The sequence below is a fragment of the Paenarthrobacter sp. NPDC092416 genome (assembly GCF_044755025.1).
Classification (GTDB): domain Bacteria; phylum Actinomycetota; class Actinomycetes; order Actinomycetales; family Micrococcaceae; genus Arthrobacter.
Map to the genome: position 1 here is coordinate 532,389 of NZ_JBIVQG010000002.1, position 18,238 is coordinate 550,626.

General features: G+C 63.3%; 14 protein-coding genes. 5 read left to right on the forward strand and 9 right to left on the reverse strand.

Annotated elements, in window-relative coordinates; all coding sequences use genetic code 11:
- Window positions 1-264: 264 nt before the first annotated feature.
- Window positions 265-1,677, forward strand: coding sequence for an MFS transporter (locus ACIQC5_RS06575; protein WP_400279693.1), 1,413 nt, complete (start codon window positions 265-267; stop codon window positions 1,675-1,677).
- 70 nt (window positions 1,678-1,747) lie between these two features.
- Here the strand turns inward: ACIQC5_RS06575 and ACIQC5_RS06580 are convergent, their stop codons facing one another.
- The 9 genes from ACIQC5_RS06580 to ACIQC5_RS06620 form a co-directional block, all read right to left on the reverse strand.
- Entirely contained in the window at window positions 1,748-3,562 is a 1,815-nt protein-coding gene (locus ACIQC5_RS06580; protein ID WP_400279695.1) for an acetyl/propionyl/methylcrotonyl-CoA carboxylase subunit alpha, read from the reverse strand.
- Window positions 3,563-3,686: 124 nt separating this feature from the next.
- Window positions 3,687-4,346, reverse strand: coding sequence for a Maf family protein (locus ACIQC5_RS06585; RefSeq protein ID WP_400279697.1), 660 nt, complete (start codon window positions 4,344-4,346; stop codon window positions 3,687-3,689).
- Window positions 4,347-4,624: 278 nt separating this feature from the next.
- Window positions 4,625-7,150, reverse strand: coding sequence for an MMPL family transporter (locus ACIQC5_RS06590; protein ID WP_400279699.1), 2,526 nt, complete (start codon window positions 7,148-7,150; stop codon window positions 4,625-4,627).
- 1 nt (window position 7,151) lies between these two features.
- Window positions 7,152-7,895, reverse strand: coding sequence for a TetR family transcriptional regulator (locus tag ACIQC5_RS06595; RefSeq protein WP_400279701.1), 744 nt, complete (start codon window positions 7,893-7,895; stop codon window positions 7,152-7,154).
- A gap of 134 nt (window positions 7,896-8,029) precedes the next feature.
- Window positions 8,030-8,506, reverse strand: a complete 477-nt coding sequence (locus tag ACIQC5_RS06600) for a YbjQ family protein (RefSeq protein WP_400279703.1) — start codon at window positions 8,504-8,506, stop codon at window positions 8,030-8,032.
- Window positions 8,507-8,607: 101 nt separating this feature from the next.
- Window positions 8,608-10,041, reverse strand: a complete 1,434-nt coding sequence (locus ACIQC5_RS06605; RefSeq protein ID WP_400279705.1) for a dicarboxylate/amino acid:cation symporter — start codon at window positions 10,039-10,041, stop codon at window positions 8,608-8,610.
- Window positions 10,042-10,315: 274 nt separating this feature from the next.
- Complete coding sequence (locus tag ACIQC5_RS06610; RefSeq protein ID WP_400279707.1) at window positions 10,316-12,001, reverse strand: DUF885 domain-containing protein; 1,686 nt, start codon at window positions 11,999-12,001, stop codon at window positions 10,316-10,318.
- Window positions 12,002-12,084: 83 nt separating this feature from the next.
- Window positions 12,085-12,273, reverse strand: coding sequence for an acyl-CoA carboxylase subunit epsilon (locus ACIQC5_RS06615; RefSeq protein ID WP_400280158.1), 189 nt, complete (start codon window positions 12,271-12,273; stop codon window positions 12,085-12,087).
- Between the two features lie 68 nt (window positions 12,274-12,341).
- On the reverse strand, window positions 12,342-13,925 hold the full coding sequence (locus tag ACIQC5_RS06620; protein ID WP_400279709.1) for an acyl-CoA carboxylase subunit beta: 1,584 nt from the start codon (window positions 13,923-13,925) through the stop codon (window positions 12,342-12,344).
- A 203-nt stretch (window positions 13,926-14,128) separates the two neighbouring features.
- On the opposite strand from ACIQC5_RS06620, the gene ACIQC5_RS06625 reads away from it, so the two are divergent.
- The 4 genes from ACIQC5_RS06625 to ACIQC5_RS06640 are packed head-to-tail and all read left to right on the forward strand — an operon-like array spanning window position 14,129 to window position 17,759.
- Complete coding sequence (locus ACIQC5_RS06625; RefSeq protein ID WP_400279711.1) at window positions 14,129-15,025, forward strand: SDR family oxidoreductase; 897 nt, start codon at window positions 14,129-14,131, stop codon at window positions 15,023-15,025.
- A 56-nt stretch (window positions 15,026-15,081) separates the two neighbouring features.
- Window positions 15,082-16,005 carry a biotin--[acetyl-CoA-carboxylase] ligase gene (locus ACIQC5_RS06630; RefSeq protein WP_400279713.1) on the forward strand — a complete coding sequence of 308 codons (924 nt, stop codon included), beginning with the start codon at window positions 15,082-15,084 and terminating at the stop codon, window positions 16,003-16,005.
- On the forward strand, window positions 15,998-16,591 hold the full coding sequence (locus ACIQC5_RS06635) for a PH domain-containing protein (RefSeq protein ID WP_400279715.1): 594 nt from the start codon (window positions 15,998-16,000) through the stop codon (window positions 16,589-16,591). The genes ACIQC5_RS06630 and ACIQC5_RS06635 overlap by 8 nt, the downstream gene beginning before the upstream one ends.
- Window positions 16,581-17,759 (forward strand): adenylate/guanylate cyclase domain-containing protein, encoded by a 1,179-nt coding sequence (locus ACIQC5_RS06640; RefSeq protein WP_400279717.1) that lies wholly within the window; start codon window positions 16,581-16,583, stop codon window positions 17,757-17,759. The genes ACIQC5_RS06635 and ACIQC5_RS06640 overlap by 11 nt, the downstream gene beginning before the upstream one ends.
- Window positions 17,760-18,238: the final 479 nt, after the last annotated feature.

An 18,238-nucleotide genomic window follows, 5' to 3' on the forward strand; every position in this document is an offset into this window, starting at 1 on the left:
ATTCCAAGGTAGGTACGGCGCATTTCGTGGACCGTCGCCGTTTGTAAACGTGCTGTGACATTTCCCTATCACCGGCGTCACAAGTGCGTGAGACGATGGTGAGGTTGTGGCACGGACCACAGGGTGAGATTTTTTGATCCGTCCGCATTCTGGACTTGGTTGTCCAGTCAATGGACGGCGGGAACTATTATTGAACTCTCGAATAATTCATTGCCGGAGGGCCTCCACGGGGGAACGGCCGGCGCGAACGAAAGCTATTACTACATGTCTTCCACAGCCACATCCAAGGAAGGCGAGTTCACTCAGCCAGTGAACTCGCGGGGACGGGTGATCTTCGCCAGCATGATCGGCACCACCATTGAGTTCTACGACTTCTATGTGTACGCCACTGCCTCTGTGCTCGTCTTCCCGAAGCTCTTCTTCCCCAACGCGACGGATATCAATGCACTCCTGAGCGCATTTGCGATCTTTGGTGTGGCTTTCGTTGCCAGGCCTGTGGGTGCGGTGGTGTTTGGCCACTTCGGTGACAAGTTCGGCCGCAAGGGAACGTTGGTTGCCTCGCTGTTGACCATGGGCATCGCCACGTTCCTCATTGGCCTGTTGCCGACTGCTTCGGTCCCGGGGTGGGCCGTGCTCGCTCCGCTGCTTCTGGTTGTGCTGCGCTTCTGCCAAGGCCTCGCCTTGGGCGGAGAGTGGTCCGGTGCGGCGTTGCTCGCTACAGAGAACGCACCTGAGGGCAAGCGCGCCGTCTTCGGTACGTTCCCGCAGTTGGGTGCCCCGATCGGTTTCATTATTGCCAACCTGATCTTCATCTGGATGCGTGGCACACTGTCAGACCAGCAGTTCATGGAATGGGGCTGGCGTGTGCCGTTCCTGCTCAGTGCCGTGATGGTCATCGTTGGGCTGTATGTTCGGCTGAAGCTCGTCGAGAGCGCGTCGTTCAGTAAGGTGATCGAGCAGGACAAAGTCCAAAAGCTGCCCTTGGGGGCCACTCTCAAGGGCCACTGGCGTCCGGTCATCGCGGGCACGTTCATCATGCTTGCCACATATGTCCTCTTCTACATCATGACCGCCTTCACGCTGACTTTCGGAAAGGCCCCTGCCTCGTTGGAGGCAGCACAGGCGGCCGCAGTAAAAGCCGGCAAGCCCATGACAGAGGCCCAAGTGGCTTCATTTGTCCCCGGGCTCGGCATCCCCGAGAGCCAGTTCCTCTGGATGCTCATTATTGGTGTCGTATTCTTCGGCATCTTCACGGTAGTTTCCGGGCCACTGGCTGAGAGGTGGGGTCGACGTAAGTTCCTTCTGGCCGTCACGGCCGGCATCTTTGTCTTCGGGGCACTCTGGTTCGCCATGTTTGGTCCTGGCCAAGCAGCGGCGATGGTGGGCCTCATTGTTGGCTTCACGCTGATGGGCCTGACCTTCGGTCCCATGGCAGCCATCCTTCCGGAGCTGTTCCCGGCCAACGTCCGCTACACCGGCTCGGCCGTGGCCTACAACCTCTCATCGGTCCTGGGCGCAGCCCCTGCGTCGTTTATTGCGATCGCCCTATGGCAGCTGGGTGGAGGCTCTACAGTGTGGGTTGGAGCGTACCTGGCTCTCGCCGCCGTCCTCACCTTTGTGGCGCTCTGGCTGACCCGCGAAACCAGGGACATGGACTACGAGAACAACGTTGCCTGACCATCGGGATTAACGACGTCGGCCCCGCACCAAACGGTGCGGGGCCCACGTCCTTAAGAGGTGCTTTGCGTTAGTCCTCGATGGTCGCGATCACGGCGCCGGCGGCAACGGTCTCGCCCGCAGCGGCGGTGAGTCCGCGGACAGTACCGGCCTTGTGGGCCGTCAGCGGCTGCTCCATCTTCATGGCCTCGAGAACCACGATCAGATCGCCCTCGGCAACAACATCGCCTTCAGCTGCGGCCACCTTGACGATGGTGCCCTGCATCGGTGACGTCAGTGCGTCACCACCGGCTGCTGCAGCTGTGGCGCCTGCCGAGCGGGAACGCTTCTTGGACTTCCCGGCCTTGGTTCCTGCGCCGCTTGCAACAGCAGCGACGCCACCACCCAGGCCGGACGGCAGGACGACCTCAAGTCGCTTGCCACCAACCTCGACGACGACGCGCTGGCGCTCACCGGCGTCGGGCGCTTCTGCTCCTGCGCTGCTGGCCGACCAAGCCGGAAGGCTGTTGACGAACTCGGTCTCAATCCAGCGGGTGTGGACCTTGAAGGGTCCTTCTGCCGGGGCGAAGGCGGGGTCTGTGACGACGGCGAGGTCGAACGGGATGACGGTGGGGATGCCCTCGACCACCATTTCCTCCAGTGCACGGCGTGAGCGCTGGAGGGCTTGCTCGCGGGAGGCGCCTGTGACGATCAGTTTGGACAGCATGGAGTCGAAGTTGCCACTGATGACGTCACCCTGTTCGACGCCCGAGTCGATCCGGATGCCGGGGCCGGTCGGGTTCTTCAGCGTGCTGATCGTGCCTGGTGCCGGCATGAAGTTGCGGCCCGGATCTTCACCGGTGATGCGGAATTCGAAGGAATGGCCCCGGACCTCGGGGTCGTCATAGCCAAGTGCTTCGCCGCGGGCAATGCGGAACTGCTCGCGGACGAGGTCGATGCCCGTGACTTCCTCTGAAACGCAGTGCTCCACTTGCAAGCGGGTGTTCACCTCAAGGAACGAAATGGTGCCGTCCTGGCCCACCAGGAACTCGCAGGTGCCGGCGCCGAGGTAGTTGGCTTCCTTCAGGATCGCCTTGGAGGACTCGTAGAGGCGCTTGTTCTGCTCTTCGCTCAGGTACGGAGCCGGAGCTTCCTCAACGAGCTTCTGGTTGCGGCGCTGCAACGAGCAGTCGCGCGTGGAAACCACCACGACGTTGCCGAAAGCATCGGCGAGGCACTGCGTTTCAACGTGGCGCGGTGCATCCAGGAATCGTTCGATGAAGCACTCGCCGCGGCCGAACGCTGCTGTGGCCTCACGGACCGCGGATTCGTAGAGCTCCGGGATCTCTTCCATGGTGCGAGCCACCTTGATGCCGCGGCCGCCTCCACCGAAAGCAGCCTTGATGGCAACGGGCAGGCCGAACTCTTCGGCGAACTTCAGGATTTCGTCGGCAGACTCAACGGGGTCAGCCGTGCCGGGCACCAGCGGAGCCCCCACCTTTTCGGCGATGTGGCGCGCCTGAACCTTGTCACCCAGGGCCGAGATTGCTTCGGGGGAGGGACCGATCCAGGTGATGCCCGCGTCGATGACCTTGGCAGCGAACCCGGCATTTTCGGCGAGGAAGCCGTAGCCGGGGTGGATGGCGTCCGCGCCGGACTGCTTGGCGACGTCGATGATCTTGTCCATCACCAGGTACGATTCAGCGGCAGTGTTGCCACCCAGCGCATACGCTTCGTCGGCGAGGCGGACATGCAGGGCGTCACGGTCCGGGTCTGCATAGACGGCTACGGAGGCGATGCCTTCGTCCCGGGCGGCTCGGATGATGCGTACCGCGATTTCGCCGCGGTTGGCAATCAAGACCTTGGTAAGAGGGCTGGAAATGGGCTGCGCCGGGTTAGCTGACAAGTTGTTGACTCCTTCTGTCCTTCAGGGAGCCTAGCGTGATTGTGAGGGTTCCGCCCATATTGATGGGGGATTCCGTGTGTGAGGCGATGTTCCTTTGTAGGGTTGCTACAAATTGCCGGTCTGCTTAGTGCTGGCCGACCTGCCACAGTTCAGTGATGCCCACCTTGGCGTGGCTGAGCAGCTCCCGGAGCGTCGAGATCGAAAGGCCGACGACGGCGTGCGGGTCGCCGTCCACCTTGCGGATGAATGCGCCGCCCAAGCCGTCGATCGTGAAGGAGCCTGCACAGTGCAGTGGCTCTCCGGTGGCGATGTAGGCGTCGATGTCCTCCAAGGTCATCTCGGCGAAGTGGACCTCGGCACTGGACACAGCGCCCAACGTGGCGCCAGTGCCTGCGGGCGTTTCGTCGTCGTCCATGTCTGCGGCCGTTTCCCGGCAGTCGACCAACCAGTGACCGGTGTGGAGGACACCCTTGGAGCCGCTCATGCGCAGCATCCGCTCGCGGGCAACATCCGCGGTGTACGGCTTACCGTGGGACTCGCCGTCGAACTCGAAAACCGAGTCGCAGCCAATCACCAGGGCGCCCTCGGCCTCGGGCAGGGACGCCACGGCTTCGGCCTTGGCCCTGGCCAGCAGCAGGGCGGTGTCGTGCGCATCAGTGACGCCGTATCGGGCCTGGACCGCATCCTCGTCAACGTCGGAGACCAGGACATCGTGCTGGATTCCCGCTTCCGTGAGCAGCTTGGTACGGGCAGGGGACTGGGAGGCAAGGATCAATCGGGTCACCCACCCAGCCTAATACGATGCTCTCTCACGTCCCGTCGCCTTTCGGTGATCGCTCGCTCACGTCCTGTCGCCTTTCGGTGAACGCTCGCTCACGTCCTGTCGCCTTTCGGTGAACGCTCGCTCACGTCCCGCGCTCAAGGCCCACGAAAAATCCGACGTCGGCACTCAGGAGATGAATGCCGACGTCGGACTTTCTGTGGGATGTGAGAGACCGACGGTCAGATCCGGGGAGGATGTGAGAGACGGACGGTCAGATCCGGTGGGTATGTGAGAGAGGGCTAGTGGACCAGTTCCTCGGTGCCCACTTTCTGACGGTCGCTGCGGTTCAGCGTGGCGCCTTCAACGTCCACATCCGGGAGAACGCGCTCAAGCCACTTCGGCAGCCACCAGGCCTTCTCACCCAAGAGGTACATGACGGCCGGCACGATGGTCATACGGACAACGAAGGCGTCAATCAGCACACCGAACGCCATCGCGAAGCCAAGTGGCCGGACCATGGTGAGGTGGCTGAAAATGAAGCCGGAGAACACGCTGACCATGATGATCGCAGCTGCGGTGACCACTGCGGCGGCATGGCTGAAGCCGGAACGTACAGCATGCTTGGCGGACTCGCCGTGCATGAACGATTCGCGCATGCCTGAGGTGATGAACACCTGGTAGTCCATCGCAAGTCCGAACAGCACGCCGATCAGGATGATGGGCAGGAAGCTGAGGACAGCACCCGGATTGGCGACGTCGAAGATTCCTCCGAGCCAGCCCCACTGGTAGACAGCAACCACGGCGCCGAAGGCAGCAGCCAGCGACAGCAGGAAACCGCCGGTAGCAAGCAGGGGAACCACGATCGAGCGGAACACCAGGAGCAACAGGAGCAAGGACAGGCCGACGACGATCGCCAAGTACGGTGGCAAGGCCGCGCCGAGCTTGGCGGAGACGTCGATGTTGCCGGCCGTTTGGCCCGTGAGTCCGATGGTCACGCCCAGGTCGTCGTGAATTGCGGACCCCTTGGCGCGGACGTCGGACACCACCTGCACGGTGCCTGCGCTGGCGGGGCCTTCCTTCGGAATGACTTGGAAGACAGCCGTGCGGCGGTCGTCGCTGAGCGCAACCGGCACAGCGGCGATGACGTTCTCCACGCTGCGGAGCTGGTCCGCGACGTCGAACTGCTTGTTCTTGGCGTCCGTCTCGCTGAGGCCTCCAGGGAATTCGCCAACGACGACGATCGGTCCCGTGACGCCTTCACCGAAACTGCTGCGGGTGAGGTCGTAGGCTTTGAACGCTTGCGAATCGACGGGCTCGGATCCGCCGTCGGGCAGTGCCAGCCTCAGCTGGGAAGCAGGCAACGCCAAGGCGCCCAACAGCACGACGCTGGCCACCAGGGAAACCCACGGATGACGCGTCACCAGGCCGCCCCAGCCACCACTGCTGCGCTTCTCTTCGAGTGCGCGGTCGGCGGCTTCGTGGCCGGGCTCAGTGTTGTGCTCGTCGGCCTTGGCCCAGGCGCGCTTGGAGATCAGCCTGCGGCCGATCAGCGCAAGCACGGCGGGCGTCAGGGTCAAGGCGACGACGACGGCTACCGCAACTGTCGCTGCGGCGGCAACACCCATCACTGCCAGGAAGGGCAAGCCCGGAACAACCAGTGCTGCCAAAGCGATGATGACGGTGAGGCCGGCGAACAACACGGCGTTACCGGACGTGCCCGTGGCCAACGCTGCAGACTCCTCGGCGTCCATGCCTGCCAGGAGCTGCGTGCGGTGGCGGTTGACGATGAACAGCGAGTAGTCGATGCCGACGGCGAGGCCGAGCATCAGGGCGAGCATGGGGGAGATCGAGCTCATGTCGATCACGCTGGTGAGCGCGAACGTTCCGCCGACGCCCACGGCAACGCCGATGAGGGCCATGAGGAGCGGCAAGCCCGCGGCGATGAGCGTGCCGAGCATCAGGATCAGGACGAGGGCCGCAACGGCGACGCCGACGATCTCAGCGATGCCGAAGATCTCCGAGACATCCTCGGTGATTTCCTTGCTGGCGTAGGCCGTAACGCCCACGGACGAGACGCCGTGGACGATCTCCTGGACTTCCTCACGGACGGCCGGGTCAACTGCGTTGATGGAGGTTTTGAACTGGACCTGGGCGATCGCGGCCTTGTTGTCGTCGGATACGAAACGCATGCCCTGGGAAGCCTCATGTTGGCGCTTGCCCAGTGCCAACGCGGTGGCGCCGTCGGCAGCTTCCTTGGTCCCGGCGTCGAGCTTTTCCTTGCCGGCGGCGAGTTCTGCGCGCTTGGGAGCGAGCTGGGCTTCAATCTGTGCGGGTGTGAGGCCGGCGGCGGCCAGCTGCCGCTCGGCACCTGCGAGCTCCGCTTCGCCTGCGGTCAGTTGCGCGCGGGAAGCATCAAGCTGGGCCTGGCCTTCCGCGGCCTTGGCTTCACCGGCGGCAATCTCGCTTGCGGCCTTGTCCAGCTGCTCCTGCGTGGTGAAGGGGTTCACCGTTCCCTGCACGTCCGGTAGGGTCTGTAGCTTTTCGAGCGCCGCCGTGACGGCGTCCTTCTTGGCTTGGTCAAAACCGGCGTCCCCGGCGTCGAAGACCACGCTCGCGGAACCGCCCGAGGAATCAGGTAGGGCTTCCTTGAGCCTGTCCGCCATCCTCTGGGTTTCGGTGCCCGGGATGGTGAAGTTATTGGACATGGTGCCGTGGAACGCTGCGGCCGAACCGCCCACTGCCACCAAGACGGCCAGCCAGATGGAGATGACCAGCCAGCGGCGCCGGTACGAGAATTTGCCGAGCCGGTAGAGGAACGAAGCCATGTCAGAACCGATCTGTGGTGGTTGGAACGGAGGGTGAGGCTGTTGCGGTTTGTGGGGACGCGTCCGACGGCGGCGCGAAGCCGGCGCCGAGGAGACCCATCGCGTCGATGAGGTGCTGGCGAAGAACGGCAAGGGATTCAGCCGAAAGGTCGGGGCCGCGTTCGGCGAACCAGACTGTCATTGCTGCTTTGCCGCAGGAGATCACTGAACCTGCCAGGGCATGAAGGTAGAGCTCGCTGATGCCGGCGCCGAGCCTGCTGCGTGCTGCATCAATGATTTGCTCGGTGCAGTGTTCCCAGGCTTCCAGCTCGGAACGGGCCAACGAGCGGTTGTCCTGGGTAAGGCTGAACAGCTCGGCCATGGGTGCTACGGACATAGGATCGGCCAGCGCCATGAGCGCCGCCTGCGCGGATTCAAGAATGGACTCGTCCGCGGGGCGCAGCCGGAACTGCTCCAACGCGTGGTCCATGAATCCGTCTGCTACTGAAGCCAAGGCCGCTTCAAGGCTGGGGAAGTAATTGAAAAAGGTTCGCCGCGAGACACCTGCGACTGCGGCGATATCCTCCACGGTGAAGTTGCCGGAACCATTGCTGCGCAGGAGGTCCAAGGCTGCGGCCGCGATGGAGCTGCGGGTTGCTGCCTTGTTCAGTTCGCGACGCGATGGCGATGCGGACTCAGATGGTTCGGGGGTCCCTGATAGGGAAGGTGCGGGAGGCGCGGCCTCGTGGCTGCTCGTTGGGGTCACATAATTACACTAAGTGCAACTTTGCACTCTGCGCAATTTAAAAGTGATAGGTGGGCGCGAAAAATCCCGCCCTCTTTCGTTCCACCCGGCATTCAACGGTGGGTGGGGCGAATAAGAGCGGGATTCTTGGGTAGCTAGAACTGGGTCGGGGGAGCCACCGGGGGAGTGGGCGGCTGCGGTTGTCCCGGTGACGGCTGCTGTGGGGCTGCAGGGGGTGCCGGGTTCTGCGCCTGCTGGGCGGCTGCGTTGGTCAAGTAGATCGATTGGCCGGTCGCTCCCGGTTCGCCTTCGCCGAGCGGCAGGACGTAGACAGCCGTGCCGTAGGCGCAGACCTCGGTCCAGTTGGTGCCCATCTCGGAGGTGTCGAAACGCATGGCGACGATCGCGTTGGCGCCGCGCTGTTGGGCCTCGTTGACCATGCGGGCCATGACTTCCTGGCGGCTTTCGTAGAGGGCCTTGGTCATTTCAGGCAGCTCGCCGCCGCCCAGGGAACGGAAGCCGGCGAGCATTTGCGAGCCAATATCCCGCGAACGGACGGTCAGGCCCATGACTTCGCCGAAGACGGCATCAATGCGGTGGCCCGGAATCTCATTTGAGGTGACGATCAACATGGACCCGAGCCTACCCAGATTTCACCCTTAAACGGACAAATCCCCCGGGGATTCCCGGGGGATTTGTCCGTGAGGCGGTGTTGAACCGGCCAGTGCTCGGATCAGGCCTTGGAGTCGGCCAGCTCGCGCTTGTCGACGTCGGCGTCAGCCGAGTCGGCGGCGAACTCGTCAGCAAACGCGGCTCCGTTGCGGGGAGCGTTGTACAGCGACTCGTCCAGGATGCCCTGGCGCTTGGCCACGATTGCGGGAACCAGCGCCTGGCCTGCCACGTTGACTGCCGTGCGACCCATGTCCAGGATGGGGTCAATCGCCAGCAGGAGCCCGACGCCGGCCAGCGGCAGTCCCAGCGTGGAAAGGGTCAGCGTGAGCATGACGACAGCGCCGGTGGTACCTGCGGTGGCGGCAGAACCGAGGACGGAGACCAGCACGATCAGCAGGTACTGGCTGAAGTCCAGGTTGATGCCAAAGAACTGGGCCACGAAGATCGCTGCGATGGCCGGGTAGATGGCCGCGCAACCGTCCATTTTGGTGGTTGCGCCGAGCGGCACGGCGAAGGACGCGTAGCCGGAGGGAACTCCGAGGTTCCGCTCAGTGACGCGCTGCGTGAGCGGCAGCGTACCGATGGAGGAGCGGGACACGAAGGCGAGCTGCACTGCCGGCCACACGCCGGAGAAGTACTGCTTGATGGAGAGTCCATGGGCGCGGACCAGGATCGGGTAGAGGACGAAAAGCACCAGTGCCAGGCCGATGTAGATGGCAACGGTGAACTTGCCCAGCGAACCGATAGTGTCCCAACCGTAGATGGCGACGGCATTACCGATCAGGCCAATCGTGCCCAGCGGCGCGATGCGGATGATCCACCAGAGAACCTTCTGGATCACGGCCAGCGCGGAGGCGTTGAATGTCAGGAATGCTTCTGCCTGCTTGCCAACCTTGAGGGCGGCAATGCCGACGGCGATCGCGACAACCAGGATCTGAAGCACATTGAAGCTAACGGAGGTGCTCACGGTGGTGGCAGCGTTGGCGCTTTCGGTGACGGTGGAGCTCGCGCCCAAGCCGAGGAAGTTCTTGGGGAAGAGTCCGATGAGGAACGCCCACCAATCGCCGGTCTTACCGGCGTACTCGGCCTTCTGCGTGATGCCCGTGGCAGCGCCGGGTTGCAGGAAGATGCCCAGGCCAATGCCGATGAGCACCGACACCAGTGACGTGATGGCGAACCAGAGCAGGGTGTTCCAGGCGAGGCGTGCGGCGTTGGAAACCTGGCGCAGGTTCGCGATGGAGCTCACCACCGCGGTGAAGATCAAGGGGACGACGGCGGTCTGAAGCAGCGAGACGTAGCTCGAGCCGATGGTCTGCAGAGTTGCGCCGAGGCCGTTGGGGGCGGCTTTGGTGCTGCCGGTGTACTTTGCGATCAGGCCGAGAACGAGGCCGATGATGAGGGCTGCGATGATCTGGACACCGAAGGATCCGGCCCACTTGGGGAGCCGCGCCTTGGACTTTCCAGCTGATGGAGTGATGTTGGTTGAGGTGCTCACGGGAACACGCTAGGTGCACACCAAATAACATAGCGAACGGACGTTTAGAAATGTTACACGGGGATGAAGTTATTCCCGCTCGGGATGTGGCGTGCGTCTCGGACGGGAAGGTGGCGCCCACGCCGAAGTGGTGCGCCCGGCGGCTACGGGTGCGGGCCGCGGTGTTGGAGCGTGAGCGCACCACTTACCGCCGATCGCACCCGCAACCACTGGTGCGCCCGGCGGCTACGGGTGCGGGCCCCGCGCCGAAGTGGTGCGCCGGGCGGCAAGCGTGTTACCCGAGCAACGCGCGGCGGAGCACGTCCAAACCGACCGAGCCGATGTTCAGCGCTCTACTGTGGAACGACTTCAGATCAAAGCCTTCCCGGGTTTCAAGCTCTGCCCGGATCTGCTCCCAGAGCCGCTGGCCAACCTTGTAGGAGGGTGCCTGCCCCGGCCAGCCCAGGTAACGGGCGAACTCGAACTGGAGCTGCCCTTCGCTGATATCGAGGTTTGCTTTGAGGAAGTCGAAGCCCTTCTCCGGCGTCCACGTTCCGCTGCCCCATCGCTCGGGGACGGGCAGTTGCAGGTGCACTCCAATGTCGAAGACCACACGGGCCGCGCGCATGCGCTGACCATCCAGCATGCCCATGTGGTCACCCGGGTCTTTGAGGTAGCCCAGCTCAAGCATCAGTTGCTCGGCGTACAGGGCCCAGCCTTCGCCGTGGCCGGAGACCCAGCAGACGTTGCGTCGCCAGTTGTTGAGCAGCTCCCGGCGGTAGGTGGCCGTGGCTACTTGGAGGTGGTGGCCGGGTACTCCCTCGTGGAACACCGTAGTGGTTTCGGACCAGGTGGTGAAGGTGTCTTCCCCTGCCGGAACGGACCACCACATGCGGCCCGGACGCGAGAAGTCATCGGACGGTCCTGTGTAGTAGATGCCGCCCTCGTCGGTGGGGGCGATCATGCATTCGAGGGTCTTCATGACGTCGGGGATGTCGAAATGCACGTCCGCGAGTTCTGAAACGGCACGGTCGGAGAGGCCCTGCATCCACGCCTTCAGGGCTTCAGTGCCTTTGATCTGACGGGCAGGATCGTTGTTCAGGACATTCTTCGCTTCCTCAATGCTTGCGCCGGGCTTGATCTGCTCGGCCACCTTTTCCTGCTCGGCGATGAGGCGCTCGAGTTCCTGGACGCCCCAAGCGTAGGTCTCTTCGAGATCCACTTGGGCGCCGAGGAATGAGCGGGAAGAGAGGGAGTAGCGCTCCCTGCCGACAGCGTCCTTCCCAGGGGCCGCGGGCAGCAGTTCGTCGCGGAGGAACGTTCCCAGCGAACCGTACGCCTTGCGGGCTGCCGCAGCACCGGCGTCGAGCGTTGACTGCAGCTCGGAAGGCAACGGCGCGCCGTCCAGCGACGCGCCGGCGGCCAACTTGGCGAAGAAGCCGTCTTCCGCGGCGTAGCGGCCGGTCTGCTCGATGACGATCTGCACCTGGCGGGCAGCGGCAACTTTGCCTGCTTCCTTCGCGGAACGCAAGGACGCGATGTAGCCGTCTATGGCTGCCGGGACGTTGGAAGCGCGGCCGGCGATGTGCCCCCACTGCTCCGCGGTGTCTGTGGGCATGAGGTCGAAGATGGCGCGGATGTCCTGCGCCGGCGAAGCGATGTTGTTGAGGTCGGCCGCATCCCAGCCGGACTCGTGGATCTCCAGTTCCAAGCCAAGACGTTCACGCATGGCGTCCAAGGTCACGACGTCGGACTCGTCAACAGGCTCCAGGGCCGCCAACGCGTCCAACGTGTCCCTGGCAGCCTGGGCCAAGGCTTGGGCGCCGGTGGGGGAATAGTCCGGGTATTCCGTCTCGTGACCCGGCAGCCCCAGGGTGGTGGCAAAGCTGGGATTGAGCTTGATGAGGGTATCTGTGTACGCGTCAGCAACGGCGTCGATGGCGGTCTTCGGTCGTACGGGGGCGGTGTTTGGAGTAGTCACCCACAGAGCCTAGCGCCGTCGACGCCCATGTGAAAGGGTTGTTGAACTTTCCCTCACGTAGTAATCGTCAACCCGGTGAAGTCCTAGCCGCGGCTGCGCTTCCAGGCGCCCGGACCCGGTGTTGGATCAAGGCGCAACTGCTGGCGGCGCACCCAATGACGGACGTTGGGCTTGGCCGCGGCGGCCGCTTGCGGCATGCCAAGGGAAGCCACGACGGCGGCAATCGCCGCGAGTTCCTCGGGCGTCGGTTCGCCTTTGACCACAGACAGCATGGGTTCGGCGGGCGTTTCCACCGCTGCCTGGTCGGCGCGGTGTTTAGGCGTGCTGTTCCGGGGTGCGCTCACAGCGGGATGTTTCCGTGCTTCTTGGTGGGCAGGCTGGCTCGCTTGTCCCGCAGCGCGCGCAGTCCGCGGATGATTTGCAGACGGGTGTCGGACGGTGCAATGACCGCGTCAACGTAGCCCAGTTCAGCTGCCTGGTAGGGGTTGAGGAGCTCTTCCTCGTAGCCTTGGATGATCTCAGCGCGCTTGGCCTCGACGTCGCCGCCGGCCTCAGCGACCGCGGCGAGATCGCGGCGGTAAAGGATGTTGACGGCGCCCTGGGCACCCATGACACCGATCTGGGCGGTGGGCCAGGCGAGGTTGAGGTCCGCGCCGAGCTTCTTGGAGCCCATCACGATGTAGGCGCCACCGTAGGCCTTGCGGGTGATGACGGTGAGCTTCGGCACGGTGGCCTCGGCGTACGCATAGAGCAGCTTGGCGCCGCGGCGAATGATGCCCTGGAATTCCTGGTCCTTGCCGGGCAGGAAGCCGGGGACGTCAACGAGCGTGATGATGGGAATGTTGAACGCGTCGCAGTGCCTGACGAATCGCGCGGCCTTCTCGGAAGCCGAGATGTCCAACGTGCCGGCGAACTGCATCGGCTGGTTGGCTACGATGCCGACGGTGTGGCCTTCCACGCGGCCGTAGCCGATGATCACGTTGGGGGCGTAGAGCGACTGCATCTCGAGGAAGTGTGCATCGTCCACGATCTGCTCGATGACCTTGCGCATGTCATACGGCTGGTTGGCCGAGTCGGGGATCAGGCTGTCCAGGGCGAGGTCGTCCTCGTCCAGTTCCAATTCCTGGTCGTGCTCCACAACCGGTGCTTCAGAGAGATTGTTCGAGGGCAGGAAGTCCAGGAGTTCGCGGACGAACTCGATGGCGTCGGCTTCATCGGACGCCAAGTACGTGGACGTTCCGGTGGTGGCGTTGTGCTGGCGGGCACCGCCGAGCGTTTCCATGTCCACGTCCTCGCCGGTGACTGTCTTGATGACGTCCGGGCCGGTAATGAACATGTGGGAAGTCTTGTCCACCATGACCACGTAGTCGGTCAAGGCGGGGGAGTACGCGGCGCCGCCGGCGCACGGGCCCATGATGAGCGAGATCTGCGGGACCACGCCCGATGCGTGGACGTTGTTGCGGAAGATGTCCGCGAACATGGCCAGTGAGGCGACGCCTTCCTGGATACGTGCGCCGCCGCCGTCGTTGATGCCGACTACAGGGCAACCGTTACGCAGGGCGAATTCCTGGACTTTGACGATCTTTTCGCCGTTGACCTGGCTCAGCGAGCCGCCGTAGACGCTGAAGTCCTGGCTGTAGATGGCGATCAGGCGGCCATCGACCGTGCCATAGCCGGAGACGACGCCGTCGCCAAGGGGCTTTTTCTTCTCCATGCCGAAAGCGGTGGAGCGGTGAACTGCCAAAGCGTCGAACTCGACGAACGAACCGGGATCAACCAGGAGGTCGATGCGTTCACGGGCAGTGTTCTTGCCGCGTGCGTGCTGCTTCTCGATCGCTTCCGGGCCGGAAGGCTGCTCGGCACGCGCCTGGCGGTCGCGGAAGTCGGCAATCTTTCCCGCTGTCGTTGTCAGATCGTGGCTCATCAAGTGTCTCCGGCTCTGTAGCTGATATTCGCTGGCGCAGTCCGCGCACGGTTAAGTAGCTTCCGTACAAAGAACAGGCCCCGATGGCCAGTCTAGTGACGCCTTTGCCGCGAACCGCTGTAGAAACCCTACAATTTTCCGCGTCCAAGCCAAAGCCATCCCTATGTTACCCGTCGGTAACATAGTTGCGTTAGAGTGTCCCCATGACTTCAAGCAACGACGCTTCCTCTGCTCTGTCCCAAGGCCAAACCCCGTACGTGGCCAGCGGCTCACTCAACGGCAGGACCATCATCATGTCCGGTGGCAGCCGCGGCATAGGTCTGGCGATCGCCACCCGCGCAGCCCGCGACGGCGCCAACATTGTCATCATGGCCAAGACCGGCGAACCCCATCCGAAATTGGAGGGAACGGTCTTCACGGCTGCAGAGCAGCTGGTCGCCGCAGGCGGTCAAGCGCTCCCCCTGGTAGGCGATGTCCGCAATGACGACGACGTCGCCGCGGCCGTGACCGCCGCCGTCGAACGTTTCGGAGGTATCGACGTCGTTATTAACAACGCCTCAGCGATCGACCTCTCCCGCACCGACGCCGTGGACATGAAACGCTACGACCTTATGCAGGACATCAACGTCCGCGGTACGTTCCTGCTCTCGAAACTGGCTTTGCCGGCGCTGCGGGAATCCAGCCACGGCCACATCCTCACGTTGTCCCCACCACTGAACCTGGACCCCAAGTGGGCAGGTATGCACTTGGCGTACACCATGGCCAAGTACGGGATGAGCCTCACCACGCTGGGACTCGCCGAAGAACTCAAGGACGACGGCGTATCGGTCAACTCACTCTGGCCATGCACCCTCATTGACACCGCAGCCATCCGCAACATGCCGGGCGGGCAGCAAATCGTCAAGGCAGCCCGCGGCCCGGAGATCATGGCGGACGCCGCGCACGCAGTGTTGACGGGGGCCAATATTCCCGGTGGCGGCCCAAGTTCGGGCAACTTTTACACCGACGAAGAAGTGCTGCGTGCGGCCGGAGTCGGCGACTTCGCACCTTACAGCCTCGGCGCGCCCGAGGATCGCTTGGTGCCGGACATCTTCCTCTAAGCGGATTCCCACCTGCGGGACACCATCCCGGCGGCGCAACTGGATAGGATTCTGCTATGGACGCCGAACAGCCTGTCAGCAGCGAAAACCCCGAACCCAACCCGGGGCGCCAACGGCCCGTTTTGGATCGCGGGGCACTGCTTCAGTCGGACTTCCTGGCTGCTACCGGCATCTCGCAGCTGAACATCGTCGAAACCACCGGATCCACGAACCAGGATTTGGTGCGTGCCGTGACGGTTGAGCCCAAGAAGTGGGCCGACCTCGCCGTTCTCACAGCCGAACACCAAACGGCGGCCCGCGGGCGGCTCGACCGGCACTGGGAGTCCCCTGAGCGTTCTGCCGTTTCAGTCTCGATGGTCCTGCGTCCCGTCACGGCTGAAGGCATGCCGGTGCCCACGCAGAGTTACTCCTGGCTTTCACTCCTGGCGGCCGTTGCGCTGCGTGAAGCTTTGCAGGAGACGGCAGGTGTCACGGCGGACATCAAATGGCCCAACGACGTGTTGGTGAACGGGCGGAAGATCGCCGGCATTCTGGCGCAAATGACCCCGCTGGGTGACGGCTCGGTTCCTGCAGTGATCCTGGGCGTCGGGCTGAATGTTTCCCTCGCCGAGGACGAGTTGCCGGTCCCCACGGCAACCTCCCTTGCCTTGGAAGGGGCGACGACGACGGACCGCACCGCGCTGCTCAAGAGCTACCTTTCCCGTTTTACCCGGCTCTACCGCAGTTTCTGCAACTCCGAAGGTGACCCCGCGGCGGGGCTTGCCGGCGGGCCATCGCTGCACAAGAGGGTCGAATCGGCCATGGTGACGTTGGGCCGCGAAGTGCGGGCCCACCTTCCCGGCGATCACGAACTGGTGGGGCACGCCTCCCGCCTGGACGAGCATGGTTCCCTGCTGGTGGTGGATCACGGCGGACGCGAACACGTGGTGACAGCTGGAGATGTGGTGCACTTGCGCGCCACGGAAAGCGGTTATGCGTAAGGAGCTGCTTCCGGGGGAGCAAGTCATCACCATCACGCGGAAACAGGCACGCTCACTCGTTTTTCCGGTGTTGACCGGCATTGGGGTTTCTACTGCGGCGGCTTACACCTGTGCCTGGATCGTCAAAGGCAATCCTCAGCGGCTCGTTCCGTTCATTACAGTGGAGTGGACGCCGTGGTTGATCGGCGTCTGTGTGGTGCTGGCAGGGTTGGTGATTCTTGGATACACGGTCAAACGTGTGCTGCGCTGGCGCTCAATCCGCTACATCCTCACGAGCCGGAGAATAATTGCCAAGTACGGAATGTTTCGCCGCAACGACTGGCAAGTGTCACTGATGGCCGTCCAAAATGTAGGCATCCATCAGAACCTGCTCCAACGGACATTGCACTCGGGGAATATATCCTTGGATACCGGGCACTCCGGAATGGCGGTGTTGGCCGACGTTCCCGAGGTTGGGAAGTTCCGCGGTTTCGTTCTTGACGCCATGGATGAACTCCCGAAGGGTGGGATCTTTGAGGGTGAAGTGCTGACGGATTTTGATGAGTTGCCCTGGGAGTTGAGAGAAGGTGGAAGAGATGAGCGTTGAGGATCAGCAGTCCGGCGAGGACGTGGACGAGGAGTTCGACGCCGTACCCGAGCCTTCAGTGGACGAGGAAACTCGCGCTGCACCCGCCCCGGTGACCGTACCTACAGGCCCACCCACGGGAGTGATGTCGGCCGAGCGGCTGGCGATCAAAGCGCTCGAGGCGCGGCTGCTCGGCGGCGAACGCAAGCTCCGCCGTCGCGAGGTCGCAGCGGGCGCGGGCGTTTCCCTGCTGTCCGCCCGGAAATTGTGGCGCGCCTTGGGCTTCCCCAACTTCGGCGACGAAGACGTCGCATTCACCGAGCGGGACCAAGCAGCGCTGTCCACCATTCTTGATCTGGTCCGGGCCGGAATCCTCACAGAAGAAGCTGCCATCTCCGTCACGCGCTCCATTGGCCAAATGACGGACCGCATGGTGGTCTGGCAGGTGGAAGCCCTCGTGGAAGACATGGTGTCTGAGCAGGGAATCCCGGACGCCGTAGCACGCAAACAACTTGTTTCCCAGTTGCCTGCCCTGGTGGACGCCCTCGAAGAAATCCTGGTCTATTCCTACCGCCGCCAGCTCAATGCAGGCGTGCAGAGGCTGGCCGTTCGCGCCGAAGCCGGACTGCAGGCAAGCGAGGAAGGACGCGAGGGTGACGAAGACGATTCTCCGCTGCCCTTGGCGCGGGCCGTGGGCTTCGCCGACCTCGTCTCCTACACCAGCTTGTCGCGCCGCATGAACGAGAAGACGCTCGCCCAGTTGGTGCAGCGTTTCGAGAACAAGTGTGCCGAGATCATCTCGGTGGGCGGTGGACGCTTGGTCAAGACCGTCGGCGACGAAGTCCTGTACATCGCTGAAACCCCGGCCGCGGGCGCGGAGATTTCCCTGGCATTGGCTCAGGCCTTCACCGAAGACGAGATCCTGCCGCAGTGCCGTGTGTCCATGGTCTGGGGCCGTATCCTTTCCAGGCTCGGCGATATTTACGGGCCAACAGTGAACCTTGCTGCTCGACTCACCACGCTGGCTCAGCCCGGAACGGTCCTTGTTGACGCAATGACGGCCGCTGCCTTGGGCCAGGATGACCGCTTTGTGCTGGTTCCGCAGAAATCCGAGAATGTCCGTGGCTTCGGCGAGATCCACCCGGTCATGCTGGCGCGCGGTCGCGGCAAGGGCTTGGTCGTCGACTAAGAACGCTCTTTCAGGTCGCGTTGGGTTTTTGCGGACGCTCTTTGAGTTCCCGTGGGGATTTCCCCAACGCTCTTTGAGTTCCCGTGGGGTTTTTGCGGACGCTCTTTGAGTTCCCGTGGGGTTTTTGCGGACGCTCTTTGAGTTCCCGTGGGGTTTTTGCGGACGCTCTTTGAGTTCCTGTTGGGTTTTCCCGGACGCTCTTTCAGCTGTCGTCGTGCCGGCGTTTGCGCGCTAACTGGCGCCGCCGCAGCCTGACTGCCGAGTCTGCGGCACGGCCCCGTGCCGCAGACTCATCGAATGGCCGACGGCGCCACTCAACTTAACTGCCGCCGTCGGGATTGTGCGGGGCTTTCCCTGATCCCGTCGAGTTTTTGCGGACATTCCCGACGCTCTTTCAGTCGTCGTCGTGCCGGCTGGAATCATCGGCGTTTGCGCGCTACGCCTCCGCGACCTGACTGCCAAGCTACCGGCGCTCCGTG